The 15,898-nt window shown below is 38.3% G+C and carries 16 protein-coding genes; 8 read left to right on the top strand and 8 right to left on the bottom strand.

The window, feature by feature from the left end; translation table 11 throughout:
- From JOC34_RS21085 to pabB, 3 genes are all read left to right on the top strand, one after another.
- Nucleotides 1-305: hypothetical protein (locus JOC34_RS21085; protein WP_205138779.1), on the top strand; the 305-nt coding region annotated here is incomplete at its 5' end.
- 554 nt (nt 306-859) lie between these two features.
- The gene (locus JOC34_RS21090) at nt 860-1,255 is read left to right on the top strand and encodes a YgzB family protein (RefSeq protein ID WP_205138780.1); all 396 of its coding nucleotides are present in this window, start codon (nt 860-862) and stop codon (nt 1,253-1,255) included.
- Between the two features lie 74 nt (nt 1,256-1,329).
- Nucleotides 1,330-3,069 carry an aminodeoxychorismate synthase component I gene (pabB, locus tag JOC34_RS21095; RefSeq protein ID WP_205138781.1) on the top strand — a complete coding sequence of 580 codons (1,740 nt, stop codon included), beginning with the start codon at nt 1,330-1,332 and terminating at the stop codon, nt 3,067-3,069.
- Between the two features lie 83 nt (nt 3,070-3,152).
- On the opposite strand, the gene perR is transcribed toward pabB, so the two are convergent.
- From perR to JOC34_RS21120, 5 genes are all read right to left on the bottom strand, one after another.
- A complete protein-coding gene (perR, locus tag JOC34_RS21100; RefSeq protein WP_205138782.1) occupies nt 3,153-3,596 on the bottom strand; it encodes a peroxide-responsive transcriptional repressor PerR in 444 nt (147 codons plus the stop codon).
- Between the two features lie 185 nt (nt 3,597-3,781).
- Complete coding sequence (locus JOC34_RS21105; RefSeq protein ID WP_205138783.1) at nt 3,782-4,339, bottom strand: cob(I)yrinic acid a,c-diamide adenosyltransferase; 558 nt, start codon at nt 4,337-4,339, stop codon at nt 3,782-3,784.
- Between the two features lie 2 nt (nt 4,340-4,341).
- A complete protein-coding gene (locus JOC34_RS21110; protein ID WP_205138784.1) occupies nt 4,342-5,289 on the bottom strand; it encodes a D-2-hydroxyacid dehydrogenase in 948 nt (315 codons plus the stop codon).
- A gap of 98 nt (nt 5,290-5,387) precedes the next feature.
- Nucleotides 5,388-5,855: a thioredoxin-dependent thiol peroxidase gene (gene bcp, locus JOC34_RS21115; RefSeq protein WP_205138785.1), complete on the bottom strand. Its 468-nt coding sequence runs from the start codon at nt 5,853-5,855 to the stop codon at nt 5,388-5,390.
- 61 nt (nt 5,856-5,916) lie between these two features.
- The gene (locus JOC34_RS21120) at nt 5,917-6,231 is read right to left on the bottom strand and encodes a potassium channel family protein (protein ID WP_239544662.1); all 315 of its coding nucleotides are present in this window, start codon (nt 6,229-6,231) and stop codon (nt 5,917-5,919) included.
- Nucleotides 6,232-6,524: 293 nt separating this feature from the next.
- Here JOC34_RS21120 and JOC34_RS21125 point away from each other — a divergent pair, with 293 nt between their 5' ends.
- The 5 genes from JOC34_RS21125 to JOC34_RS21145 all read left to right on the top strand — a co-directional run bounded on the left by JOC34_RS21125 (nt 6,525) and on the right by JOC34_RS21145 (nt 12,312).
- The gene (locus JOC34_RS21125) at nt 6,525-7,226 is read left to right on the top strand and encodes a response regulator transcription factor (RefSeq protein ID WP_205138787.1); all 702 of its coding nucleotides are present in this window, start codon (nt 6,525-6,527) and stop codon (nt 7,224-7,226) included.
- A complete protein-coding gene (locus tag JOC34_RS22140) occupies nt 7,223-8,233 on the top strand; it encodes an ATP-binding protein (RefSeq protein ID WP_205138788.1) in 1,011 nt (336 codons plus the stop codon). The genes JOC34_RS21125 and JOC34_RS22140 overlap by 4 nt, the downstream gene beginning before the upstream one ends.
- A gap of 96 nt (nt 8,234-8,329) precedes the next feature.
- Nucleotides 8,330-9,106, top strand: a complete 777-nt coding sequence (locus JOC34_RS21135) for an ABC transporter ATP-binding protein (RefSeq protein WP_205138789.1) — start codon at nt 8,330-8,332, stop codon at nt 9,104-9,106.
- Nucleotides 9,081-10,997 carry an ABC transporter permease gene (locus tag JOC34_RS21140; protein ID WP_205138790.1) on the top strand — a complete coding sequence of 639 codons (1,917 nt, stop codon included), beginning with the start codon at nt 9,081-9,083 and terminating at the stop codon, nt 10,995-10,997. The genes JOC34_RS21135 and JOC34_RS21140 overlap by 26 nt, the downstream gene beginning before the upstream one ends.
- 22 nt (nt 10,998-11,019) lie before the next feature.
- Complete coding sequence (locus JOC34_RS21145; protein WP_205138791.1) at nt 11,020-12,312, top strand: glutamate-1-semialdehyde 2,1-aminomutase; 1,293 nt, start codon at nt 11,020-11,022, stop codon at nt 12,310-12,312.
- An 80-nt stretch (nt 12,313-12,392) separates the two neighbouring features.
- Here JOC34_RS21145 and JOC34_RS21150 read toward each other — a convergent pair whose 3' ends face one another.
- From JOC34_RS21150 to JOC34_RS21160, 3 genes are all read right to left on the bottom strand, one after another.
- On the bottom strand, nt 12,393-14,156 hold the full coding sequence (locus JOC34_RS21150; RefSeq protein ID WP_205138792.1) for an ABC transporter ATP-binding protein: 1,764 nt from the start codon (nt 14,154-14,156) through the stop codon (nt 12,393-12,395).
- 678 nt (nt 14,157-14,834) lie between these two features.
- The gene (gene ntdP, locus JOC34_RS21155; RefSeq protein ID WP_205138793.1) at nt 14,835-15,362 is read right to left on the bottom strand and encodes a nucleoside tri-diphosphate phosphatase; all 528 of its coding nucleotides are present in this window, start codon (nt 15,360-15,362) and stop codon (nt 14,835-14,837) included.
- 173 nt (nt 15,363-15,535) lie between these two features.
- On the bottom strand, nt 15,536-15,811 hold the full coding sequence (locus JOC34_RS21160; protein ID WP_205138794.1) for a gamma-type small acid-soluble spore protein: 276 nt from the start codon (nt 15,809-15,811) through the stop codon (nt 15,536-15,538).
- Nucleotides 15,812-15,898: the final 87 nt, after the last annotated feature.

Here is a 15,898-nt window from a genome sequence, read left to right on the forward strand (position 1 = left end):
ATGTTCGAAAAACAGTCTCTGTTTTTCTTGACATACTGGTTGTTTTGTTCAGTTTTCAAGGAGCAAATGTTTTGCGCCGCTTCAAAACAGCGACTTCATTAATATACCATAGAGAGTTTTTAATGTCAACTCTTTTTTGTATGTTTTTTAATTTTACTGTGTCGCGAAAACCAATTCGTTTTTGGCGACATTCAAAACTTTATCATGGTTCAAATACAAAGTCAACGACTAATTTACAAAAAATGTTTTTTATGCAAATCAAATTGATCCTATTATATGAAGAAAGAGGAATACAAAGAGATTAGAAAATCGGCAACAAATACTATTTACTCCCTTGTGGCACGCAACTATTTTGCGCAAGTCATTTTATCGCAGTTTGGTGGGCAGTAAACTCCCCCCTAAAAAAATAAGGACACCGAAAACTTTAGGTGAGGATAATTGTCCGCACAAGCCCTGCAAGCAGGGACACAAGATTAAAATTGCCACCTCTAGTAGCAACGCCTGGGACTCCGCTATCGCTCGCCCCACTGAAAACCTTTGCATTAGCACGTCTTGTGCGTCGAAACCTTCCCTGAATGAAGTTTCACTTTATAAGAATGAAAAACCTGCCTTTTATTTTTTAATCTATTTTGTTTTTATATTCTTCTATCATTTTCAGCATTAACTACGCCTAAGTTAAGCGCATATCATTTTTATAGATAAAATCAATTCTACCAATCCCTCCATCATTTCCTCCAACTATTATCACCTCCGTATTCCCAATTCTAATTCGTTACAATTAAGTCAAATCCCTTTCTCAAAAACGAATTTCAATTTATAATATGCTATACTACCAATGTAAGATTGAAGGAGGACAACCATGGCTGAACAACAATTAGTTTATTCAAGTAAAATAAATAAAATACGTTCATTTGCCTTGATTTTAATTTTTGCAGGCATTTTATTAATGTATGGTGGCATTTTAAGTAAAAAAATTGGATGGTTAATGTTAACATTCTTTATTCTTGGCGTTATATTCGTCTTATTAAGCTGTGTTGTTTATTTATGGATCGGTACATTGTCGATGAAAGCTGTGCCAATCATCTGCCCAAATTGCGAGAAACCGACCAAGATGCTTGGACGCGTGGACGCATGCATGCACTGTAAGCAACCTTTAACATTGGATAAGGATTTAGAAGGCAAGGAATTCGATGAGAAATATAATACACGGCGCTACAAAAGAGAAGCCGCAAAAAAGAATAGTGATGAAAAATAGAATCCGCCATATGTCGGGTTCTATTTTTTGGTATACTTCACTTAATGTTATTTTCATAAAGGAAGTGTCCAATAATGAATCCATTGCTCCGTTTTGATTTTAAAGACTATCAGGGGAAAGAGAATACTTTTACATTCAGAAACCCACAAGAAATAATCACCGCTTCAACCATAGACGAAGTTCTTCCCGCTTTACAGAAAGTACAAGACGCTGTAAAAAATGGATATTATGCCGCAGGTTATCTATCTTATGAAGCTGCCCCGGCATTTAATCGTTCATTCCGTGTACATACCAATCAAAAAATGCCTTTACTCTGGTTTGGACTGTTCGATCAACCGGCAAGAAATTCATCACAATCTACGAAGCCTTTCTATACTTCAAAATGGCGAGAGCAAACCAATATTGAAACATATAATCGCAATATTACTCAAATAAAACAACACATTAAACAAGGAGATATATCTCAGGTAAATTATACGCTCCAGATGGAATCACAATTTAGAGGTGACTCCATAGCTTACTACGAACAACTGGCAGAAGCACAATCTGCTAACTATAGTGCCTATTTAGATATTGGCGACTTTACAATACTATCTGCTTCTCCTGAGTTGTTTTTTCATTTAAAAGATAACAAGATTACGACGAAGCCAATGAAAGGAACAATCGGCCGTGGGAAAACAACTGCAGAAGATCAGGCAAATGCTAAGTGGCTCTATCATTCTAAGAAAAATCGGGCTGAAAATGAAATGATTGTCCAGGTGATGCAGCAAGAACTAGACACAATTGCAATCCCTGGAACAATTAAAGTACCAGCGTTATTTTCTATTGAAACATATCCAACCGTCTATCAAATGACATCAACCGTAACGGCAGATATTTCACCTAGTAAGGACATAATAGATATTTTCAAAGCAATGTTTCCATGCGGTTCCATCACTGGATCACCTAAAACGGAAGCAATTAATATCATCAAGGATTTGGAGTCTGACCCGCGGGAAATATATTGTGGCGCAATTGGTTTTATTACACCTGAACAAGAGGCAATTTTCAATGTGCCGATTCGTACTGTAATGATTGATAATCAAAATGGCACTGCCACATACGGCGCAGGTGGCGCTATTACTAAGGATTCCACTGCCGTAGAAGAATATGAGGAAGTTTTGGTTAAGGCGAGAATACTCGAAAAAAATAGGAAGCAATTCCAATTACTTGAATCCCTTTCCCTTTCTAACGGGAGCTATCTCTTGTTAGAAAATCATCTAAAGCGGCTAAAGCGTTCTGCAGACTTTTTTCAATTTAATATAGATCTTGCGTTAGTTCAAAATAAACTGGTTGATTTCGCAAAAGAAAATGATAATAAACAATGGAAAGTGCGTTTACTTGTAAACGAAAACGCTGCAATTACATTGGAAGCAAATGAATTAAGCCCTATCAGCACACCAGTCCCTGTAAGGCTTGCAAGTACACCTATTGATATAGCAAATATATTCTTATATCATAAAACAACAAACAGAATGGTATATGAAAAACGATTGAATGAATTTCCTGGGGTTTTCGATGTTTTACTATGGAATAAAAAACGAGAAATAACGGAATTTACAATTGGCAATATCGTCGTTGAAATAAACGATGGTCTTTATACCCCACCAGTCGAATGCGGCTTACTTGCCGGTACCTATCGAGATTCATTGGTAGAATCCGGCACAATAAGTGAAAGAAAGATCACGCTTGATGATCTTCGCGATTGTACGGGCATCTGGTTAATAAACAGTGTTCGGAAGTGGGTTCAAGTAATGCTCTCCTTAGAAAACTAAGGTGCTAAGAAAGTAGTTATGCTTTCTTAACTGCTAAAAAAAATCCAAAGACATCAATGTGTCTTTGGATTTTTTAAGAAGTATTAATGCTTTTGTGTTGCCAAGGCCTTACATTTCTCGCACGTCCCATAAATCTCCAGTCGATGATAACTTACATCGAACCCTGTTACCTGTTCAGCTAAGGACTCCACCTCATCTAAAGATGGATAATGGAAATCCACAATCTTACCGCATACATCACAAATAATATGATAATGTTCTGTTGTGCTGCAATCAAACCTGCTTGACGAATCACCATAGGTTAATTCACGAACAAGTCCAATTTCACGCAACACACGCAGATTATTGTACACAGTTGCCACACTCATATTAGGGAATTTACTTTCGAGTGCTTTGTAGATCTCATCAGCTGTAGGATGGGTCATCGAGTTCAGAAGAAATTCAAGGACAGCATGCCGTTGTGGTGTTATCCGGACGCCTGATTCTTTTAATGTACCAATTGCTTCTTGTAAACGCTGTTCAGACACCGTCAACCACCTCACTTTCGATAATATATTCGTATCTAACAATATTATTACATTATAATCTTTATAATTAGTGTACTATCTATTAGTACGTCCTGTCAATCTTAGCATATTATGATCCATTAGTATTTAGCACTTCTACCTAAAAAAAGATACCTACCATTTATCTAGCAGATATCTTCGTTTCTTTAAATGTCTGCTTTCAGCGGAATTTCCTCTCCACCTAAACACTGATTGACATACCGTGCTGCAACAAACAAATAGTCGGATAAGCGATTAATATAAGAAACAACGAGCGGATTGGTCAGTTCGTCACCTAATCCAACTGCTGTACGTTCTGCCCTTCTAGTGATTGTTCGTGCTGTATGCAGCGCACTTGATGTACTATTACCTGACGGAAGGATAAACTGTGTTAATGCTTCTAGATCTTTGTCCCATTCATCAATTTGGTCTTCCAGCTCCTGAATATGTTCCTTTTTTAATTCCCAGGTTACCTTTTTCCCGTTTGGTGTAGCGAGCTCTGCACCAACATGAAATAGAATCGTTTGGACACGGTGCATGCGCTCGAGAAAAGCTTCCTTTCCGTCCCAATCTTCTTTATCCAAGAAGCTTAGTGCCAAGCCAATCATAGAGTTAGCTTCATCACATGTCCCATAGGCTTCCACACGTAAATCATTTTTTGCAACGCGCTGCCCATAAATTAATGAAGTCTTCCCTTTATCACCTGAACGTGTATAAATTCGCATGATTAATACCCCCTCGTAGGATCGATTTCATTCATATATGCACCCTTACCAGTCAAATAAGTGTCCAGGTTCGGTTCAAATATCTCCAAGGCACGTACCATATAATATGGGGAAAGTCCTGAAATATGAGGTGTAATGGTTATATTTTCCGCTTGCCAAAAAGCATGGTCTTCTGGTAATGGTTCTTCTTCAAATACATCCAGGACAACATGTGCAATTTCTTTATTTTGTATAGCTTTCAACAAATCTTCTGTGCTGACAACGTTTCCGCGTCCCATGTTTAAAAATACCGCATGTTCAGGAAGCAATCTGAAATGTTCGTATGTAAAGAAGCCCTTTGTTTCGTCTGTACTTGGAAGAACGGATACAATGAAATCTGCTTCTGGCAGTAACTGACTTATCTCACCTTGTTTATAATTTTCATCAAAGAACTCCACTGGTCTACCACTCCGGGAAACACCGATTGTTTTCATACGAAAAGCCTTAGCGAGCCGTGCAACTTCTTGTCCGATCGCACCTGTTCCTACAACGATGAGCGTTTTGTTCGTAATTTCTTGCATGCGAACCGATTTGTCCCAAATGTGTTGCTGTTCATTTTTCATAATAACTTTGCCTTGACGATAAACTTGTAAAAGCATTGAAATGGCATATTCTGCCATTTGAACCTTATGGATACCACGCGTATTTGTAACAAGTATACCCTTTTTCTTGATTTCCTTAAACGGCAAATCCTCCAGCCCGGCAGACATCACCATAATCCATTTCAATTGATGGGCCTTCTCTATTAATTCAGCTGAAAGATCTCTGCCAAAAGTAACTACAATTTCTGCTTCGCTAATGTGCTGCTCGAGCGCCATCTGATTTTCACAGAACATAAAGTCTTGTTTCGGATAATTTACTTTTAATCTTTCCTGGTGTTTGCTTGATATTTTTGCAGAAAAAAGAATCATTACCATTCCCCCTCTTTTCTAGTTGCTTCTATCATACCTGTTTTTTGCTTTTTTAGGCAACAAAAGCAGCCCCATATATTAGGACTGCTTTTGAACAATTATTTATTTTCTTTAATGAAATTCAACGCTTCTTCGACATGCCCTTTTACACTTACTTTGCGATATTCCTTTTGCAATTTCCCTGTTTCATCGATGATAAATGTCGATCGCTCAATCCCATAATATTCTTTTCCGAAATTCTTTTTCAGTTTCCATACATCAAATGCTTCTGCCAGTTTATGATCAGCATCAGCTAAAAGTAAAAACGGTAAATCATGCTTATCGATAAATTTCTGATGGCTTTCCACCGGATCCGGACTTACCCCGATAATCACTGCATTCAGTTCACCAAACTTTTCATGTTCATCCCTAAAATCGCATGCTTGTGTTGTACAGCCTGGCGTCATATCCTTAGGATAAAAATATAAAACCACTTTCTTGCCTTTAAAATCAGACAAGCTTACATCCTCACCTTGCTGATTGGGTAATGTGAAATCTGCTACTTGTTTTCCAATTTCTACGGTCATTACTAAATCCCTCCATGCGTGTTTAACTATATCATAACTATAGCATAGAGCAGGGATTGATTCATTCATCTTTACTTACTTGTTGTGATTGTACCAATTTTAATACAAATGCAGTTGGCAATACATAACCGATCAGTGCTTCTATCAATGCAATAGCCCGTCCAATCCCAAGGGGAGTAATATCTCCATAGCCTATCGTTAATAATGTCACGCCACTAAAATAAACAGAGTGAACCGCCGATCCAATTATATCGACTTGTCTCATTTCACCATACTCCACTAAAATGATATCTTGGAAGGATAGGATAAAATAAATCATCCCAAACCCAAGGATAACAATAATATATATAATTAATAATGTGTAAAATAACTCCATAGAAAAACGACTTTCCTTCAATTTTATCACAGGACGGAAATTCCGCCCCCGAATAAATTCATATAAGCTTATCACTATAACGAGGCAGATTCCTAATAGCAACAGTAAAGGAATTATATGCATACGTATCCCCTTCATCACTTTATCGCGGTTTGGCGGGCAGTAAAACTCCCATTGAATGAAGTTTCACTTTATACTCTAATGTATGCTTCATCTTTGGAAGCTTGTCATTTATTTTTTCCTGTGATTTATATACAATCAGTGTAAGATACATATAAAAGGCGGTGTTTATAATGAAGCGGATTTTTTTAATTGAAGATGACCCGAAAATTGCCAATTTATTAAAGGATTACCTCGAACGATATGAATATGACGTTACAATTGTAAAGCAGTTCGATAAAATCATCGAAGAATTCCATGCATTGGAACCACACCTTGTGTTGCTAGATATCAACTTACCACGCTATGATGGATTTTATTGGTGCAGACAAATCCGCAGTGTTTCTAATTGCCCCATCATTTTTGTTTCTGCACGCGACTCCGGCATGGATCAGGTGATGGCAATTGAAAATGGTGGTGATGACTATATTACGAAGCCATTTAACTTTGACGTGGTTCAGGCAAAAATCAAAGGCATCATGCGGCGAATTTATGGAGCCTATGCAGTCAGCAAGCAGACGGATTTTCTCGAGATCAATGGATTTTATTTGCATTTAACTGCAATGGAAGCGGAATTTAAAGCACAATCGATAGCCCTTACGAAAAATGAGTTTGTTTTATTGAAAGCCTTTGTCGACCAGATGAACAACGTCTTATCGAGAACTTATTTATTGGAGTTGCTCTGGGATGACGAACAATTCGTCGATGATAATACCCTTTCCGTGAATATGACCCGCTTGCGCAAAAAGCTGGATGATATTGGAATCACGGGCAGTATCCATACCGTTCGTGGGGCAGGCTATAAAATGACAGATACATGGAGTGGAACACAGTGAAGCAATTTTTAAAAGATGAAATTCCATTGATTTTGTTTTTCTATTCGCAATGCGTATTAATTATTGGGGTCGCACAAATTGCTTCGATGATAGCAGATAATCCATTAGGCGCTGACATTATTATATATTTATTCGTGTTACCAACGAGTTGTTTGATTATCTTTCTTTCCTTTCGTTATTATAAGTTTCGAGCGTTTTATACAAAAAATCAATCAGGTGTGTTTCCCGATCCCCCTAACCAGATGTTAGAAAATATAAAATCACAAAGGGATCAGGAAACGAGTGACTATGCTGCGGAGATTGAGCAACTGAAGCAACAAAAACAACTGGAATTCAATTTTATTCAACAATGGGTTCACCAAATGAAAACCCCTGTATCCGTGATGCATCTGACACTACAAAAAGATAAACTAGCTGTTTCCGAAGCATTCTACCACAGCATGCAGGAAGAGTTGGAACAGCTACAACAAGGTCTGGATCTTGCTTTATACCAATCACGCTTGCAAAAATTCGATCGAGACTTTCATGTAGATAAAATGAACTTGAAAGATATGGTGAAAGAAGTGATCAGTGACTTTAAGTCGAGTTTTATCCGTAATCAAGTATTTCCCTCCGTTAGTATGGACGAGCATATAATCGTGGTTACTGACTCCAAATGGCTTCGCTTTGTTCTAAATCAGATTATTTCTAACGCCATCAAATACTCAAAGGAAGATTCGGATAAAATATACTTTTCGGTGCTAGAAAATCCAGGAAAGGTGCAGCTGGTGATTCGTGATACAGGACATGGAATTCCATCTCAGGATGTGCATCGTATCTTTGATCCATTTTTTACAGGCATAAATGGCCGAAGCTTCCGGGAATCAACGGGAATGGGATTGCACTTATCCAAGCAAATATGTGATGCACTGGGCCATGACCTAAATGTCACTTCACAACGAAATATAGGAACAACGGTTACAATCGAATTCAGCAGTACGGAAACAAACAATCTTACGAAACTGTAAGCTTCATTTAATGATTTGCAATGTAAATCATTATAGTAGAGACAATTATATCGTTATACTAAACAGAAATAGCCGGTTTTATCAGGAGGGATTATATTGTCCATTTTAGTAGCTGAAAACTTATCTAAAGTTTACGGTAGTAGGCTTGGTAAGCGCTATGAAGCTTTACGTCAATTTAATTTAACAGTAGAAAAAGGAGAATTCATTGCTGTAATGGGCCCTTCCGGCAGTGGTAAGACAACCTTGCTTAACCTGTTATCATCCATTGATACAGCAACATCCGGGAAAATTACGATTAATGGATCTGCCATTACCAGCTTTTCGAAAAATAAATTAGCAAAGTTCAGACGAAAAAATATGGGTTTTATATTTCAAGATTACAACCTGTTGGATACCCTTACGATTGGTGAAAATATATTACTCCCGTTAACATTAAACAAAGTAAAAGTAAGCGAAATGAAAAATAAGCTGAGCACCATATCAAAGCAGTTAGGAATCGGATCGATTATCGATAAACGGACATTTGAAGTTTCCGGCGGACAAATGCAGCGGACCGCAATTGCACGTGCGCTGATTCATGACCCCGCAATCATATTTGCTGACGAACCAACTGGAAATTTGGATTCAAAAGCCTCCTTACAAGTAATGGAGTCATTGAGTACTTTACAGAAAGTAAGCAAAACAACAACCGTGATGGTTACCCATGATCCATTTGCCGCAAGCTTCTCAGGACGAGTCGTTTTTATTAAAGATGGAAAATTATTTAATGAAATCCACCGTGGTGACAATCGACAGACCTTTTTCCAGGACATTCTGAATGTGCAATCATTGTTAGGAGGCAACACGGATGACCTTCAGACAATTCGCTTTTAATAATGTAAAGCGGAATACCCGCGCCTATTTAAGTTACTTTTTAAGCTGTCTGTTTGCCGTAACTGTCTTTTTCATGTATGCCGTCGTTGTCTTTCATCCAGATATCGCGCACTATGAATTTCGTGATATCGTTAAAAGCGGCGTTGTCTTTTCACAAGTTATTATTTACGGTTTTTCTTTTCTGTTTGTTCTTTATTCAACCAGTTCCTTTGTTAAATCTCGTCAAAAGGAATATGGACTGTTAACGACACTGGGAATCAGTAAATCACAATTGAATCGCATGCTGATATGGGAAAATACGATCATCGGTATTGCCTCTATTGTAGCCGGGATAATCGTTGGCTCCTTATTCACAAAGCTATTTTTAATGGTGTTTTCTCTCATTCTTGATATAGACCACACTTTACCCTTTTATATATCGCTTAAAGCGATTGGTTTAACTGCTTTATTATTTTTTGTCATGTTTGAAGTAAATTCCTTAGCTGTTGTTTGGACGCTTCGAACAAAATCTGTGATGGAAGTGTTTCGTGGTGCTAAAACATCTAAAAAAGCACCGAGGTTTTCCTATATTTTGAGTTCCTTATCTCTTGCTGCTGTTGGATATGCCTACTACTTAGCCTATACAGCTAATTGGTTTAATGTTTTCCCACGCATGGGTCTCATCCTGGTTTTTATCATTCCAGGGACTTATTTCCTTTATACGCAATTTAGCATCGCATTCACAAATGGGCTAAGAAGAAATAAACATCTATATTATCGCAATTTGAATATGTTAACCGTTTCCGATTTAACATTCAAATTAAAAGATAATGCCCGCTTGCTTTTTCTAGTAACCATTTTAAGTGCTGTTGCCTTCACTTCCTCTGGTGTGCTTTATGGATTATTACAAAGCGCCCAAACAGAGGCAAAACGATTTGTTCCGCAGGACGTTACTTTCATAACCGAAGGAGAAGATAATCAAGCAGCATTTATGGACCATGTGAACAAAGTGGAAGAAAAGTTCCAAAAGAAAGAGATTCCATATCATTCCATGAGTGCCCGTTCAATGGTGGTTAAGTCAGATTCAGCGTACAGTGACTGGAACGATCTATCGATAGCCATTTATGCTTATACAGACTATAAGCATCTGATGGAATTGAATCAAGACAATGCGGTGCCGAAAGTTACCGGAAATGATGCGTATTTAATGGTGGACGAGTTTGCCTACATTCGTCAATTGGACCCACTTAAAGGGCTTTCCATCAGGTCAGGGAATGAAAAGTCAGACCTCCATGCTCAATTAATCGGGGCCCAATTAAACGGTAATATATTCGGCCACTTTACGATGATCGTCTCTGACGAAGTGTTCGACCGTTTTTATCGAGCAGCTGAAAATGACGAAGTAATGTACATGCACGCGATGCATACGCCTCATTGGATCCGTTATGCCAATGACATTGCTGATATTACAGATTATGATTTTAATGAAAACTTTCATGCTGATTCACAGGCTGATTTTTACGTTACCATGAAGGAAAGCATGTCATATACCTTCTTTTTTGGTATATTTATTAGTGTGCTTTTCTTTTTAGCTGCTGGATCGATACTTTATTTCCGAATGTATCAGGGTATCGACAAGGATCTAAACCATTTTCATTCTTTATATCGCATTGGTTTAACCGATAAGGAGATGAAAAAAATCGCAACCAAACAGTTGGGTATTCTATTTTTCATCCCATTTTTAATTGCTGTTATTCACGCTCTATTCGCATTTAAAATTCTACAAAACATGCTCTCTGCATCGGTTGTTTTACCAAGTATTACCGTTATATCCGTATATTTTGTGATTCATTTTGCAAACTTTATTTTTATCCGAAATATATACACAGCAAAGCTAAAGAAAGTAATGTAATTTAAAGGAGGAAGTTTTTAACATGGATTTTTCAAAATCAGAGGCATTACATGAAGAAGCCCAAAAACATATTGTTGGTGGTGTTAACTCTCCATCACGCGCTTATAAAGGGGTTGGAGGTGGAACTCCAATCTATATGGAACACGCGAAGGGCCCTTATTTCTGGGATGTGGATGGCAATAAATACATTGATTATTTAGCTGCATATGGTCCAATCATTACCGGACATGCCCACCCACACATTGCTGAAGCTATTTCTACCGCTGCGACAAACGGTGTACTCTATGGTACGCCAACTAAATTGGAAAATAAATTCGCAAAGATGTTAAAAAACGCCATTCCATCACTGGATAAAGTTCGTTTTGTAAATTCTGGTACGGAAGCAGTTATGACCACAATTCGCGTGGCACGTGCATACACCAATCGCAATAAAGTGATTAAATTTGCTGGCTGTTATCATGGTCATTTTGATGCCGTACTAGTTGAAGCAGGTTCAGGGCCAGCAACACTCGGAACACCAGATTCAGCTGGGATCCCTCCCGCTGTCGCTGAAGACGTCATAACCGTTCCATTTAATAATTTAGATGCTTTCAAAGAGGCATTGGACCATTGGGGAGATCAAATCGCTGCCGTTTTAGTAGAACCAATCGTAGGAAACTTCGGGATTGTCGAACCGCATGAAGGTTTCCTGCAAGCAGTAAATGATCTAACACACAATGCTGGCGCCTTAGTTATATATGACGAAGTAATCACTGCATTCCGTTTTACATATGGAAGTGCACAACAAGTTTACGGCGTTGAACCAGACATGACTGCAATGGGGAAAATTATCGGTGGTGGTTTACCGATTGGTGCCTATGGTGGACGTCAAGATGTCATGGAACAGGTTGCACCACTTGGGCCTGCATATCAGGCAGGAACAATGGCCGGTAACCCTGCATCGATGGCTGCAGGAATCGCCTGTTTAGAAGTATTACAAGCACAAGGTGTATATGAAAAGCTGGATCAACTTGGTGCACGTCTGGAAAAAGGGATTTGGGAACATGCCCGTCATTATGGTGTTCCAATTTCTATCAATAGATTACGTGGTGCATTGACCGTCTACTTCGGTGAAAATGAAATCACCAACTATGACCAAGCGGATGCAAGTGACGGTGTAGCATTTGGACGATTCTTTAAGCTTATGCTCCAACAAGGAATCAACCTGGCTCCATCCAAATTTGAAGCATGGTTCTTAACAACAGAACATACCGAAACAGATATCGATCAAACGATAGAAGCTGTTGGCCATGCCTTTGCAGAAATGAGTAAATAGTGTTTTAAAAAGTTGCATACGTTTATCATCCTGTTACAAAAATAGCTCCTCACAATAATTGTGAGAAGCTATTTTTTCCATTATTTTACAGGTATGCCACTATCAAGATCTTGCACCTGATATAAATTATAGTAACTGCCTTGCAAGTGCATCAGTTCATCGTGTGACCCAATTTCCTGGATTGCTCCATTTTCTATTACGACAATTCTGTCGGCATGTGTAATTGTTGCCAGACGATGTGCCACGATAAATGTCGTACGGTCTGATGCAAGTTCCCCGAGTGCTTCTTGTATCGCATGTTCACTTTCCAGATCGAGCGCGGATGTTGCTTCATCAAAAATAAGGATTGGTGGATTTTTTAAAAATACCCGTGCAATGGCAATTCGTTGCTTTTGTCCTCCGGATAATTTCACACCGCGCTCGCCGACTAACGTATCATAACCATATGGCAAATCCTCAATGAATTCATGTGCCTTAGCGGCTTTTGCTGCGGTAATCACCTCTTCATCTGTTGCATCCGGATAACCCATGCGAATATTCATTGCGATCGATTCACTGAATAATATATTATCCTGTAATACCATACCAATGTTGTCCCGCAATGAACGGGCCTTTACATCACGAACGTCCATTCCATCAACCTTAATTGAACCACTATTAACATCATAAAAACGTGGAATCAAACTGATTAATGTCGATTTCCCGCCGCCACTCATACCTACAAAGGCGATCGTTTCGCCTTTTTTTACATGTAAATTGACATTTTTCAATACGTAGCGCTCTTCTTCATCATATTGAAAGGAAACATTTTCAATATCTACATCACCATTCACCCGTTGAAGTTGAACAGCGTTATCTTTATCAGTGATATCGTGTTTTACATTTAACAATTCAAATACGCGGTCAATTGACGCCATTGCTTGGACGAGTGTAGTCGATGAATTAATTAAACGTCTTAATGGGCTATATACTCTATCCATATATCCTACAAAAGCGACCATCGTACCCAATGTCAGGTTCCCACTAATCACCTGGTAACCAGCAAATGCAATAACAAGTAATGGTGCTACATCCGTAATTGTATTGGTTACGGCAAATGTCTTCGCATTCCAGCTTGTATGGCGTAATGCTTTATCTAAAAAGTTTTTGTTTCGATCAGCAAACTGTGCCTGTTCATAGTCTTCCAGAGCAAAGCTTCTTGTAACTGGTATGCCTTGTACACGTTCATGAAGATGCCCTTGGACTTCCGCCAATGCTTGCGAGCGCTCCCTGGTTAATTCCCGCAGCTTTCCAAAAAAGTATTTGATGGAAATACCGAAAAATGGAAACAGGATGATCGCAACAATCGTTAACCAAACATCCATGGAGAGCATAATTCCAATGGCAATTAGAATTGTAGCCAGATCGAGCCAAATATTCATTAATCCCGTTATGACAAAGTTTTTCGATTGTTCGACATCATTTATTACCCGGGAAATAATTTCCCCGGTTTTTGTCTTGGAGTAAAATTTCAGACTTAACTTTTGTAGATGATCAAATAATTTATCCCTTATATCATATAGAATTGTATTACCGACCCATTGTGCTAAATACTGTCGAATATATTCCACCGGCGGCCGTAATATGAGGAAAACGATGAATGAGATACCCATAATCCAGAATAATTGTGTTATTTTTTCTGAATCACTCAAATGACCAGCATCAATAATATTATCGATCACATACTTTAAAATAAGTGGCATGAGTAGCGGGATCCCAAATTTTACGATCCCTATGAGTATCGTCCAAACTATTTTCCATTTATAGGGTTTTACATATTTAAGATATTGTTTAATACTGCTCATAAATGTATCTTCCTCATTAAAATCATTATTAGTACGAGTTCAAATTAGAGGGTAAAAAAGATCGAGTCTGATGATTTCTAACGCTCTTAAATCTGATTACGTCTTTCTATCGAAAAGAATTCTTACAACGCCTACATTAGCCCCTCTTGGACGTCCACAGGCAAAGAAAAACCAAAGAAGATCACTTGGTTCAATGCCCGCTGGAGTCGACTACCTTCCGCGACCATCCATGATAATCTAAGGTAACCTTCCTTCTCTAAAAAGGAAGAAGTAGCGATTTTCCCTTGTTTTCCCTTTTTAATCATGCAAGAATAGTTAACTGTCAAAAACCAAATATCATCAGAGCGTAAGAAATATACGGAGACTCCTACAGGATAAGCGTAGTCGCTGAGACCCCGCAAGAAAAGTGGTCTTCTTTTCTGAGGAGACTCAGTGCAGCCTGTGGAAAGCGTAGTATATTTCTGTAGCGACATGGACTAGATAACCCTCTTTGTTTATACTTATTTACCTGCGAAAATGCCTGCATTAGCCTTTCCTAGGCGTCCACAGAACAAGGTAGTTTTAGCAGAAGTTCCTTGATTAATAGCGTCAGAATTTCGATCTATTATTTTTACCGGATTTTTGAACAACATCTATTAGTCATTAGAAAAGCCTTGCTACAAAAGTAACAAGGATTAGTTAGCGGTAAGTCAGATAACGTTCATACCATTCATCGACGAAATCAGGTGAAAATGGTCCCTGTCGTTGACGAACCCACCTAAGGAGATAGTCAATGTTCTTGTACAAAATACGATCGAGAACTTGCGGATAGTTCATTTGTCTTTTATGTTCTTCATATTCATCTTCATCCAGCAAGGTATGCGTCATATCCGGGTAAACCTTCACATCCAGATCATAGTCAATATATTTCAATGCTTCTTCATCATAAACAAATGGTGAACTTATATTACAATAATAATAAATACCGTCATTTTTAAGCATTCCAATCACATTGAACCAATACTGAGAGTGAAAGTAGCATATTGCCGGCTCCCTTGTTACCCATTTGCGCCCATCGCTTTCGATAACTGTTGTTTTGTCATTGGCTCCAATTACGACTGTTTCTGTACCTTTTAGCACTTGGCTATTTTCCCAAACACGGTGCAATTGGCCATTATGTTTATAGCTTTTTATTTGAATTTGATCACCTACACTCGGAGCTACCATTCAATCTTCCTTCCTGATTATTTAAATCACGTCACATTACGTATCTGCATTAAGTATAAAGGCATTAGTGCGAAATATAAAGTTTTATGACTACAGCCTATTCTTACTATAGAAAAAAAGAGCTCCCTTGAAGAAAGGAAGCTCTTTTAACTATTACATTTGGGGGTAGGTAATTACTTTTTATTTTGTTGCGACTTTTGATTTTGCTTTTTCACTTTCTGAGCATCTGTTTCGGATGCAAATTCAGTACCGTATTGACCCTGGTTCTGAGATGCTTGTTGAGATGCTTGTTGTGCTGATTTTTGATTTTGCTGTTTTACTTCTTGTGCGTTTGTCTCAGACGCAAATTCAGTACCGTACTGACTTTGTCCCTGTGCCGCTTGTTGATTTTGCTGTTTTACATGTTGAGCATTTGTACCTGCAGCTGTTTTGTTAGGTTTTTTAGCCATCAGTATCACCTCCGCAATAATTAATTTCTCCATTATTCGAGATGTTATCCACCGAATGACGATGGTAAAGTATACCATTATAAAATG

It is taken from the genome of Virgibacillus halotolerans (assembly GCF_016908515.1).
GTDB classification, from domain to species: domain Bacteria; phylum Bacillota; class Bacilli; order Bacillales; family Amphibacillaceae; genus Virgibacillus_M; species Virgibacillus_M halotolerans.